Genomic DNA, 11,932 nt, shown 5'->3' on the forward strand with positions numbered 1-11,932 from the left:
GCTCTGCCAGCGACGACCGCCGGCACAGTCGTTGATACAAGCCGTCATGTTAAAACGGCATCTTTACCGCAAGGAAATAAAAACATTTGGGTGCATATATTGTCAATTGTAAAAATTAGGCAAGTAAAAAAAACAACTGTGTGCACCGCAAGATTTACTTGAGTAACATTTCGTGTTATGGCTGGGAAATAAAAAAAGGTAATGACTGGGCGTCACCTTTTTATACGCGGGGAGCTTGCCCAGTCTGTATCCTGTCCACGGCGCGCGGCCGGGCAGGGCGCGCTGGTTTCAGGTAGGGTGTCGCCTTTTCGGGTGGCTGGACGGCAAGCCGGCGCGCACGCGCCGGCGCCAATCGGGAGTTTCATGATCGCTTATATCCTCCGCCGGCTGTGGCAGATGCTGCCGACCATGGCGGGCGTCGTCGTGCTGGTGTTCGCGCTGTTCAACTGGGTCGGCGGCGATCCCGCCTACCTGCTGGCCGGGAAGATGGCGGACACGGCCGCCATCGAGAACATCCGCCGCCAGCTCGGCACCGACCAGCCCTATACGGTGCAGCTGTGGATCTTCGTCAAGCAGATCCTCACCTTCGACTTCGGCAACGCCTGGAGCACCGGCGAGCCGGTCTCGCAAATCATCGCCAGCCGGCTGGGGCCGTCGCTGACCGTGCTGGTTCCGCTGACCGTGCTCGAAACCCTGTTCGGCATCGCGCTGGCCCTCGGCATCGCCTTCGTGCGCGGATCGCTGACGGACCGCGCCGTGATGGTCGCGTGCACGGTGGGCATGTCGATCTCGATCCTGGTCTACATCATCGTGTTCCAGTACTTCTTCGCCTACAAGCTGGGCCTGTTCGCGGTGCAGGGCTGGGGCGAGTCGCTGGGCGAGAACCTGCTGCGCTATGCGCTGCTGCCCATCATCATCGGCCTGGCGGTGTCGGTCGCGCCCACCTTGCGCCTGTACCGCAGCTTCGTGCTCGACGAAGTGGGCCAGGACTACGTGCGCACCGCGCGCGCCAAGGGCCTGGCCGAGCGCCGCATCGTCTGGGTGCACGTGCTGCGCAATGCCGCGATCCCGATCATCACCCACGTCATGGCCAACCTGCCGGCGCTCCTGATCGGCGCTTTCCTGCTGGAGCGCTTCTTCGGCATTCCCGGCATCGGGCGCGAAGTGATCCTGGCGGTGGAGCGCAGCGACTTCCCGGTCATCAAGGCGATCACGGTCTACGTGGCCGCCGCGACCATGGTCTTCAACCTGCTGGCCGACCTGCTGTACCAGGCGGTCGACCCGCGCGTGCAGCTCGAATGAATCCAGTCTCGACCATGACCACGCATCCCGCATCCCCCGGCCTGTGGACCCTGGCCTGGCGCCGCCTGCGCGCGGACCGCATCGCCATGGCTGCGCTGGCCGTGGTGGCCGGCTTCCTGGTGCTGCTGCTGCTCTCCAGCGCCGGCCTGGTGGCCGCCGACTGGGAAGAAGAAGTCGCCGTCAACTATGCGCCACCCAGCTTCGTCGGCGCCGACGCCGCCACCCGCGCCCTGGCCGCGGCCCAGGCGCCGCGCCCGGTCCCGCCGAACGCCTTCGATCCGCTGGCGGCCGAGCTGGCCGAGCTCAAGGCGCAGGCGGCGGCATCCGGGCCGCCGGCGGAAAAGCGCACCACCTTGCCCTTCGGCGCCGACAAATGGGGGCATGACGTCATCAAGAAGACCATCAAGGGCGGCGAGACTTCGATCGTGGTGGGACTGGTCGCGGCCTTCGTCGCGGTCGCGCTGGGCACCGTGTTCGGCGCCGTCTCGGGCTTCTACGGCGGCCTCGTCGACGACCTGTTCAACTGGTTCTACAGCGTCTTCACCTCGATTCCCTCGATCCTGATGATCCTCACCGTGGCTGCCGTGCTGCAGCAGAAGGGCGTGACGACCATCGTCCTGATCCTGGGCCTCACCGGCTGGACCGGGCCCTACCGCCTGATGCGCGCCGAGTACATGAAGCACAAGGCGCGCGAATACGTGATGGCGGCCGACGCCATCGGGGCCTCCGGCTGGCGCCGCATGTTCGGCCACATCCTGCCGAATGTCTCGCACGTGGCGCTGGTGCAGATGTCGATCCTGGTGGTCGGCTTCATCAAGGCCGAGGTGATCCTGTCTTTCCTGGGCTTCGGCGTACCGGTCGGCGTGGTGTCCTGGGGCAGCATGCTGAACGAGGCGCAGAACGAACTCATCCTGGGCAAGTGGTGGCAGCTGGCGGCGGCCAGCGGCGCCATGGCATTGCTGGTGACGGCCTTCTCGCTGTTCGCCGACGCGCTGCGCGACGCCCTCGACCCGAAGCTGAAGTGATATGAACCAGGATTCCTCCATGCTGCTGTCTGTGCGCGACCTGCGCATCTCCTTCAGGGTCGACAAGAAGACCACGGTCGAAGCGATCAAGGGCATTTCCTTCGATGTGCCGAAGAACGCCACCGTGGCGCTGGTGGGCGAATCCGGCAGCGGCAAGTCGGTCAGTTCGCTGGCCGTGATGGGCCTGCTGCCGCCCGACACCACCATCGTGCACGAGGGCGCCAGCGTGCGCTTCGACGGCCGCGAACTGCTCGGACTGCCCATTGCCGAGCGCCGCAAGCTGTGCGGGCGCGAGATCGCGATGATCTTCCAGGAGCCGATGTCCTCGCTCAATCCGGTGTTCACGGTCGGCTTCCAGATCGGCGAAGTCCTGCGCCTGCACATGGGCATGGACAAGCGCGCGGCGCGCGCCCGCACCCTGGAATTGCTGGCCGAGGTCGGCATTCCCGATCCCGACAACAAGATCGACGCCTATCCCTCGCAGATGTCGGGCGGCCAGCAGCAGCGCGTGATGATCGCGATGGCGATCGCTTGCGAGCCCAAGCTCCTGATCGCCGACGAGCCGACCACGGCGCTCGACGTCACCATCCAGAAGCAGATCATGGAGCTGATCGCGCGGCTGCAGAAGAAGCACCATATGGCGGTGCTGTTCATCACCCACGACCTGGGCCTGGTGGGCGAGATCGCCGACCGCGTGATCGTGATGCGCCATGGCGTGGTGCGCGAGGAAGGGGAGGCGGCCCAGGTGTTCGGGGCGCCGGCCGATGCCTACACGCGCGCGCTCCTGCATTGCCGGCCCAGGCTCGACGAGCGGCCGGTGCGGCTGCCGGTGATCGACGACTTCATGAGTGGCAGCGTGGTGCCTGGCGCGGCGCTGGAGCAGCGCGAACGCGGAAGCTCGGCCCAGGACCAGCCGGTGCTGGTGGTGAAGAACCTGGCCAAGAGCTTCTGGCTGCGCGAAGGCCTGTTCGGCAAGCGCGAATTCAAGGCGGTCAAGGACGTCTCGTTCACGCTGGGGCGCGGCAAGACCCTGGGCGTGGTGGGCGAGTCGGGCTCGGGCAAGACCACGGTCGGGCTCACCCTGCTGCGCCTGCACCGCGCGACTGGCGGCAGTGCGCTGTTCGAAGGGCGCGACCTGGTGACGATGTCGGACCGCGACTACCAGCCCTACAAGCGGCGCATCCAGATCATCTTCCAGAATCCCTACGCCTCGCTCAATCCGCGCTTCACGGTGGGCCAGATCCTGCTCGAGCCGATGCGCATCCACCGCATCGGCGCCAGCGATGCCGAGCGCGTGGAGATGGCGCATACCCTGCTCAAGCGGGTGGGGCTGCCGGAGCAGGCCTATCACCGCTATCCGCACGAGTTCTCGGGCGGCCAGCGCCAGCGCATCGCGATCGCGCGCTGCCTGACCATGAAGCCGGAGATCCTGGTGTGCGACGAATCGGTGTCGGCGCTGGACGTGTCGGTCCAGGCCCAGGTGCTGAATCTGCTGCAGGATCTGCAGGACGAGTACGGGATGAGCTACATCTTCATCTCGCACGACTTGTCGGTGGTGAAGTACATCTCCGACCAGGTGATGGTCATGCATCACGGCAGCGTGGTCGAGATGGCGGATTCGGACGACTTGTACCGCGATCCGCAGCATCCATACACGCGCTCGCTGCTGGCGGCGATTCCGCGCGGGGCGTAGCGGCGGTTCTGCGCGCAGGTCCCGCACCCGCAAAACCGTCGTTCCGGCGAAGGCCGGAACCCAAGTTCGTCGAGCAGCCGTCCAAATCAAACCGAGCCGATATGCATGCAAACTTGGATTCCGGCCTCCGCCGGAATGACGGTCTTGGGGCTGCGGGACTAACGTGTTAAGTGTGCTGTGCGCACGCTCGGCACTCACCGTTGCGAATATGCCAAACCGCCTCCAGCGCCGCCCTGTGAGCGCTTCTGAATTGGGCTAATATAGAACAATGCCCCCGTTATCCGACCTGATCCAGATGTACGGCGTGCTGATCGTGTTCGGCATCGTCCTTGTCGAACAGTTCGGCCTGCCTATCCCCGCCTATCCGATCCTCATCGTGGCCGGCGCGGTCGCGGTCGACGGCGGGGTCAGCTGGGAGCTGTGCCTGGCCGCGGCGGTGGGCGCCTGCCTGATCTGCGACCTGTTCTGGTTCCGCGCCGGGCGCTTCTACGGCAAGCGTATCCTGCGGCTGCTGTGCAAGATCTCGCTGTCCCCCGATTCCTGCGTCAACCAGACCGAAGACCGCTTCCGCCGCTTCGGCGTCAAGTCGCTGCTGGTGTCGAAGTTCATCCCCGGTTTCAACACCATCGCCGCCCCCTTGTCGGGCGCCATGGGCACCCACACCCGTCAGTTCCTGGCGTTTTCCATCACCGGCGCGGCGCTGTGGAGCGGCACCGGCATCCTGCTGGGTTCGCTGTTCCACGACAGCATCGACACGGTGCTGGACCTGCTCTCGACCATGGGCAGCACCGCGCTCTCGGTCGTCCTCTGCCTGCTGGGCCTGTTCATCGTGGTCAAGTACATCGAGCGCCGTCGCCACCGCGCCCGCACGTCCATGCCGCGCATCGAGGTCGGCGAACTGCTGGGCCTGATCGACGGCGGCCACCAGCCCCTCATCATCGACGCCCGCAGCCTGACCGCCCAGCAGCTGGAGGCGGCGATTCCGGGCGCCATCGTGTACCAGGCCTGCCAGCCCGACCAGCTGATGGCCTCGCTCGACCGCGACCGCCACATCGTCGTCTACTGCAGCTGCCCCAACGACGTCACGGCCGCCGAGGTGGCCAAGCAGTTCCTTGCCAACGGCTTCCACCGCACCCGTCCGCTCAAGGGCGGGCTCGACGCGTGGAACGCGCATCACGATCCCGACGCCGCCCTCGACCCGGCGACCTGCTGACCTCCCTTCCTGCATCCCCGGCCGCGCCTCCCGGCAGCGGGCCGGCGTGCCCGTTTCCTCTTCCTTTTCGATGAAGTAGTCGGACTACTACATTTTTGATGCACAGTTTGTGCGGAATTCGGTCCCTTAAGCGGCTGCCTGTACCTAAACTACAAAATCTTCTTGTAATCGCAGCAAAAAGTTTAGTAAGCTTGATCATCGCTTCTTTTTGATCTGCAATGACTGCTTCCTCGCTCACCGCCAGCTCCGCGTCCGTCACCCATGCCGGCGGCGCCCGCCTGCTTGCCGATATCGGCGGCACCAATGCGCGCTTCGCCCTCGAGTTCGGGCCGGGCCGGATCGAACTGATCGAGGTGCTGGCCTGTAACGATCACCTGTCCCTGGCCGCCGCCGTGCGCGCCTACCTGGCTTCGCCGGCAGTCTCCGAGGCCAATCCCGGTCCGGTGCGCCATGCCGCGATCGCCATCGCCAATCCGGTGGTGGGCGACTACGTGCGCATGACCAATCATCATTGGGAGTTCTCGATCGAGGCGCTGCGCCAGGAGTGCGGTTTCGAGATCCTGGAAGTGGTCAACGATTTCTCCGCGCTGGCGCGCTCGCTGCCCCACCTGGGCGGCCAGAAGCTGCAGATCGGCGGCGGCGCCCCGGTGGCGGATGCGCCCCTGGGCCTGCTGGGCGCCGGCACCGGCCTGGGCGTGTCCGGCCTGATCCCCTGCGGCGCCAGCTGGACCGCGCTGCGCAGCGAGGGCGGCCATGTGAGCTTCTCGCCGGCCAACGAGACCGAAGTGGCGATCCTCCAGTTCGCCTGGCGCGAGTTCGAGCACGTCTCGGCCGAGCGTCTGCTGTCGGGCGCCGGCGTGGAACTGATCTACCGCGCGCTGGCCGACCGCGCCGGCCGTCCGGGCGAGAGCCTGGCGGCCCCGGAAATCTCGCGCCGCGCCCTGGCGGGCGAGTGCGCGCTGTGCGACGAGACCGTGGAAGCCTTCTGCGGCATGCTCGGCACCGTGGCCGGCAACCTGGCGGTGACCCTGGGCGCGCAGGGCGGCGTCTACATCGGCGGCGGCATCGTGCCGCGCCTGGGCGAACGCTTCGCGCGCTCGTCCTTCCGCAGCCGCTTTGAGCAGAAGGGCCGTTTTGCCGGCTACCTGGGCCAGATTCCGACTTATGTGATCACCGCCGACTACCCGGCCTTCCTGGGCGTATCGGCGATTTTGTCGGAAAAACTGTCCGGCTGAGCCAAATCGCGCGCATGCGCCTCCGAAACCCTTGCGTAGTAGAGGGTTTTATCGGTTACAATGGCCGGCAGTTGAATGAAACGACGTTGTCCGCTCACGCCCGTGCGTTCCAAGCGCCCGGTATCCTCGTGAAGCCGAGCCCGCGTTTCGCTTGAAACTCGACAGCGAGCAGCCCAGCCATCCGGCGGGCAGCCTGCGCAGCGCAGGTCCCTAGTCCCTGCCTGCCACGTAATGTCAGCCCGATGCGTCCAAGCCCGGGCCCTTGATTCCAGTTTGACGAACGCAGTAGACCGTGGCGGCCGCGCCCATTCCGGCCCGCCGAACGCCGGACATCCGCGATGTCTCCGCGCTGGTCTGCTAACCCGGTATTGTTTGATGTTCTTTGCATTCGAGCCTGACGACATCGTGATATGAATACAGACGAGGCCAAGCGGGTCCTCGAGACCGCCTTGTTGTGCGCCCGGGAGCCGATGTCGATCCATGGCATGAAGAAGCTGTTCGCCGAAGTCGACGCCAACGGGCGCCAGATCGGCGCCGGCGTGGGCAGCGACACGATCAAGATCCTGCTCGAGGAACTGCGCCTGGACTGGCAGGACCGGGGCATCGAGATCGTCAGCCTGGCGTCGGGCTGGCGCTTCCAGAGCCGGCCCGAGATGAAGGTCTATCTCGACCGCCTGGCGCCGGAAAAGCCGCCCAAGTATTCGCGTGCGACCCTGGAAACGCTGGCGATCATCGCCTACCGCCAGCCGGTGACGCGCGGCGACATCGAGGAGATCCGCGGCGTCGCGGTCAATTCGCAGACCATCAAGATGCTGGAAGACCGTGGCTGGATCGACGTGGTCGGCCACCGCGAAGTGGTGGGACGGCCGGCCCTGCTCGGCACCACCAAGCAGTTCCTGGACGACCTCGGCCTGGCTTCGCTGTCCCAGCTGCCGCCGCTGCAGGAAGTGGCGGATGCGCCGGACAGCCGCAGCCTGGAAGCCCTGGAAGCGGCGCTGAAAGAAAATTTTGACAAGGCGGACGTCCCCATGCCCGCCGACGACACGGAAACGATTACTTCACCTGTTGAAGTCCCGATTCATGACCGGGAGACGGCGGCCGACGCTGGGCCGGGTCTGCACAATAAAGATACGAATGATGACTACTGAACAGAACGAGACGAAGCCCGTGGAAGCGGGCGAGGTCGCCGCCAAGCCGAAGCGCCGTACCAAGGCGGCCGCTAGCGCCGAGGCTGCGCCCGTCGTGGAAACCGGCGCCGACGCCGCACTGGCCAAGCCGAAGCGCACCCGCAAGCCGGCCGCGTCGGCCGCCGCCGAGACTGCGCCCGCCGCCGAAGCGCCCGCCGCCGAAGCCGACAAGCCGGCCGCCAAGCCGCGCAAGCCGCGCGCCGTCAAGGCCGCCCAGGAAGCGGCTCCCGCCGCTGTCCCTGCCGCCGTGATCGAAGCGGCTCCGGCGGCCGCGCCGGCGCTGGACGGAGAGACGCGCAAGCCGCGCGGCCCGCGCCAGATGCGTGAAAAGCGCGCCGAGCGCGAAGCGCTCCAGCAGGAACGCATGCCGGCGGCGGACGCCGTGCCGGCAGCCGCCGAACAGGCTCCCGTCGAGCAGGGCGCAGCCGCGCCCCAGCCGCTTGAGGGCCGCCGCCAGGAAGGACGCGGCAAGGGCCAGCAGAAGCAGGGCAAGTTCGGCCAGCAGCAAAGCAACCGCCCGCAGCAGGGCAAGCAGCAGGGCAAGCAGCAACAGGGCAAGCAGCAAGGCAAGCAGCAGGGTAAGCAGCAGCAGGGCAAGGCCAACGACGCCGACGCCGTGTTCTCCTTCGTCACCTCGGATGCTTTCGACGCCAACGAAGGCGGCCGCGGCAACGCGCAGCCGTCCAAGGTGCGCCGCGACCTGACCGCCGACGACGACGCGCCGAAGCTGCACAAGGTGCTGGCCGAGGCCGGCCTGGGCTCGCGCCGCGACATGGAAGAACTGATCATCGCCGGCCGCGTGTCGGTCAACGGCGAGCCGGCCCACATCGGCCAGCGCATCCTGCCGACCGATGCCGTGCGCATCAACGGCAAGCTGCTTGCCCGCCGCGTGAACAACACCAAGCCGCCGCGCGTGCTGGTGTACCACAAGCCGGCCGGCGAGATCGTCAGCCACGACGATCCGGAAGGCCGTCCGTCGGTGTTCGACCGCTTGCCGACCATGAAGACCGGCAAGTGGCTGGCCGTGGGCCGCCTCGACTTCAATACCGAGGGCCTGCTGCTGTTCACGACTTCGGGCGACCTGGCCAACCGGCTCATGCACCCGCGCTACAACATCGATCGTGAATATGCGGTGCGCACCCTGGGCGTGCTGGAAGAAGGCATGCGCCAGAAGCTGCTGTCGGGCGTCGAGCTCGAGGACGGCAAGGCCAACTTCTCCAAGATCCAGGATGGTGGCGGCGAAGGCGTCAATCACTGGTACCGCGTGGTCATCGGCGAAGGCCGTAACCGCGAGGTGCGCCGCATGTTCGAGGCGGTCGGCCTGACCGTCTCGCGCCTGATCCGTACCCGCTACGGCGCCATGACCCTGCCGACCGGCCTCAAGCGCGGCCGCTGGGAAGAGCTGGAAGACAACGATGTGCGCGCCCTGATGGCGGCCTTCGGTATCGAGAAGAAGGGCGCCGCGGGCGGCGCCGGCGACGCCAAGGGCAAGGCCAAGGGCGGCAACCGCGATCGCGACAACCGCGACGATGCCCGCCGTTCCGACGGCAACCGCATCGACCGCGCCGACGCCAACCGCAACGTCGACCCCTTCGGCCCGCCGGTGGCGCGCGCCGGCGCCCAGCGCGGCCAGGGCATGCTCGGCGGTCCGATCGGCGGCAAGCCGGCCGGCGGCCGTCCGGGCGCAGGCGGCGGCATGGGTGGCGGCAAGGGCGGCAAGTCCTTCGGCAAGGGCCAGGGCGAGCGCGGCGCCAGCAACCGTCCGCGCCAGCCGGACCCGCTGCAAACCACCTTCGGCTTCGCCGGCGGTGGCGGCGGGCGCCGTGGCGGCCAAGGCCCGCGCGGCTCGGAGCACGGCCTGCCGCGCCGCGGCCGCCGCGGCTGAGCTTTTCGGTCTTGGCGCGCGCAAATAAACTGCGCGCGCCGAGCATTCGAAGCGCAAACGCCGTAGAATGCGATCTGCCCACTGTGGTCACCCTGCCAACTGTTGTATAGCTGCTCACTTGCTGATCATTTTGGCAGGGGCGATTGCGAGAGAAGCTGGAAAGCGTTATAATTTGCTCCCTAATCAAAGTTCTTCCCATTTATGTTCTTGGTGCAAGTGCTTTCATCTGGTTGGGTTGTGAATACAAAAAGATGGGCAGATGCCCATTTTTTTTTTGGTAAATCGTTTTAAAGCCCTGGAGAAGTGCCGTGCAGCAGTTTGAATTAATCGCCAAGACAGTCAGTGGCCTCGGCTACGAACTCGTTGACGTGGAACGGGGCGAGCGCGGGATCCTGCGCGTGTATATCGATTTTCCGGCTGACGTCGTGGAAGAGAAGGGCCCGATCACGGTCGAGGACTGCGCCACGGTCAGCCACCAGTTGTCGCACGTGCTCACCGTCGAGAACGTCGATTACGAACGTTTGGAAATTTCGTCGCCGGGCCTCGATCGCCCGGTGCGTACGCTGGCCGACTTTGCGCGCTTCGCGGGACATGAATGCACGGTCAAGCTGCGCACTCCGATGCCCGGCACCGCCAATCGCAAGACCTTCACGGGCATCCTGCGCGGCGTCGAAGGCGACAAGGTCGGTTTGGAATTTGAAAATAAAGATGGTTCGGCGTTGTTGGAATTTACGCTGGCCGAATTGGACAAGGCACGTCTGGTGCCGCAGGTGGATTTTAGGAGTCGCAAAGCATGAGTCGCGAAATTTTGTTACTGGTGGATGCGCTCGCGCGCGAAAAGAACGTCGACAAGGAAGTCGTTTTCGGAGCGCTTGAGTTCGCACTGGCGCAAGCCACGAAAAAACGCTACGAAGGCGACGTCGACATTCGCGTGTCGATCGACCGCGACACCGGCGAATTCGAGACTTTCCGCCGCTGGCACGTCGTTCCCGACGAAGCCGGCCTGCAGCTGCCCGACCAGGAAATCCTGCACTTCGAAGCCAAGGAACAGATTCCGGACATCGAAGTCGACGAATACATCGAAGAACCGATCGAGTCGGTCGAGTTCGGCCGCCGCTTCGCCCAGGACACCAAGCAGGTGGTCCTGCAGCGCGTGCGCGACGCCGAGCGCGAACAGATCCTGCAAGACTTCCTGGAGCGCGGCGACTCGCTCGTGACCGGCACCATCAAGCGCATGGAGCGCGGCGATGCCATCGTGGAATCGGGCAAGATCGAAGCGCGCCTGCCGCGCGACCAGATGATCCCGAAGGAAAACCTGCGCATCGGCGACCGCGTCCGCGCCTACATCCTGCGCGTGGACCGCAATATGCGCGGCCCGCAGGTGATCCTGTCGCGCACCGCGCCGGAATTCATCATGAAGCTGTTCGAGCTGGAAGTGCCGGAAATCGAACAAGGCCTGCTGCAGATCAAATCGGCCGCACGTGACGCCGGTGTCCGCGCCAAGATCGCGGTCTACACTGCCGACAAGCGCATCGACCCGATCGGGACCTGCGTCGGCATGCGCGGTTCGCGCGTGCAGGCCGTGACCGGCGAGCTGGGCGGCGAGCGCGTGGACATCGTGCTGTGGTCGGACGATCCGGCCCAGTTCGTCATCGGCGCGCTGGCGCCGGCGAACGTCTCGTCGATCATGGTCGACGAGGAAAAGCACGCCATGGACGTGGTGGTCGACGAAGAAAACCTGGCGATCGCGATCGGCCGTTCGGGCCAGAACGTGCGCCTGGCCTCCGAGCTGACCGGCTGGAAGATCAACATCATGACGGCCGAGGAATCGGCCAACAAGGTGGCCCAGGAAACCGCCGCGATCCGCGTGCTGTTCATGGAAAAGCTGGACGTCGACCAGGAAGTGGCCGACATCCTGGTGGAAGAGGGCTTCTCGAGCCTTGAAGAAATCGCTTACGTCCCGATCTCCGAAATGCTGGAAATCGAATCGTTCGACGAAGACACCGTCAACGAACTGCGTACTCGCGCCCGCGATGCGCTGGTGACCGAAGCGATCGCTTCCGAGGAAGGCCTCGAGGGCATGGAAGAAGCCCTGGTCAACCTGGAAGGCATGGACCGTACCACCGCCGGCAAGCTCGGCCTGGCTGGCATCAAGACGGTCGAAGCCTTCGCGGCACTCGCCTATGACGAATTCGGCGCCATCCTGGCGCTGTCGTCGGACCGTGCCCGTGACCTGATCAACAACGAATTCAATGATGTGACCGACGACGAGATGAAGCTGGTCGACAGCAAATATGATGACCGCGCCAAGGCGCTGCAGGCGAAGGCCTGGAGCCTGGCAGAAACGGCCAAGGCATAATTTGCAAATCTTTATCATCTCAGCGACACAAAG

At 65.5% G+C, this 11,932-nt stretch carries 9 protein-coding genes; all 9 read left to right on the forward strand.

All coding sequences use genetic code 11. From position 1 onward, the window contains the following. The first annotated feature begins 363 nt into the window (after positions 1–363). On the forward strand, positions 364–1,302 hold the full coding sequence (locus KBW95_RS10645; protein WP_211528226.1) for an ABC transporter permease: 939 nt from the start codon (positions 364–366) through the stop codon (positions 1,300–1,302). Continuing rightward, positions 1,299–2,327, forward strand: coding sequence for an ABC transporter permease (locus tag KBW95_RS10650; RefSeq protein WP_211526070.1), 1,029 nt, complete (start codon positions 1,299–1,301; stop codon positions 2,325–2,327). Before KBW95_RS10645 ends, KBW95_RS10650 begins: the two co-directional genes overlap by 4 nt. A gap of 1 nt (position 2,328) precedes the next feature. Continuing rightward, positions 2,329–4,020 (forward strand): ABC transporter ATP-binding protein, encoded by a 1,692-nt coding sequence (locus tag KBW95_RS10655; RefSeq protein WP_211528227.1) that lies wholly within the window; start codon positions 2,329–2,331, stop codon positions 4,018–4,020. Between the two features lie 268 nt (positions 4,021–4,288). Further along, positions 4,289–5,233 (forward strand): VTT domain-containing protein, encoded by a 945-nt coding sequence (locus KBW95_RS10660; protein ID WP_211526072.1) that lies wholly within the window; start codon positions 4,289–4,291, stop codon positions 5,231–5,233. A 218-nt stretch (positions 5,234–5,451) separates the two neighbouring features. After that, positions 5,452–6,468 (forward strand): glucokinase, encoded by a 1,017-nt coding sequence (locus KBW95_RS10665; protein ID WP_211528228.1) that lies wholly within the window; start codon positions 5,452–5,454, stop codon positions 6,466–6,468. Positions 6,469–6,878: 410 nt separating this feature from the next. Next, complete coding sequence (scpB, locus tag KBW95_RS10670) at positions 6,879–7,616, forward strand: SMC-Scp complex subunit ScpB (RefSeq protein WP_211526074.1); 738 nt, start codon at positions 6,879–6,881, stop codon at positions 7,614–7,616. Continuing rightward, entirely contained in the window at positions 7,603–9,540 is a 1,938-nt protein-coding gene (gene rluB / locus KBW95_RS10675) for a 23S rRNA pseudouridine(2605) synthase RluB (RefSeq protein ID WP_229429676.1), read from the forward strand. Before scpB ends, rluB begins: the two co-directional genes overlap by 14 nt. 308 nt (positions 9,541–9,848) lie before the next feature. Beyond that, a complete protein-coding gene (gene rimP / locus KBW95_RS10680) occupies positions 9,849–10,337 on the forward strand; it encodes a ribosome maturation factor RimP (protein ID WP_211526653.1) in 489 nt (162 codons plus the stop codon). After that, complete coding sequence (nusA, locus tag KBW95_RS10685; protein ID WP_211526652.1) at positions 10,334–11,899, forward strand: transcription termination factor NusA; 1,566 nt, start codon at positions 10,334–10,336, stop codon at positions 11,897–11,899. Before rimP ends, nusA begins: the two co-directional genes overlap by 4 nt. Positions 11,900–11,932 lie beyond the last annotated feature (33 nt).

It is taken from the genome of Massilia sp. ZL223 (assembly GCF_018119395.1).
In the GTDB taxonomy this organism is placed as follows: Bacteria; Pseudomonadota; Gammaproteobacteria; order Burkholderiales; family Burkholderiaceae_D; genus Telluria.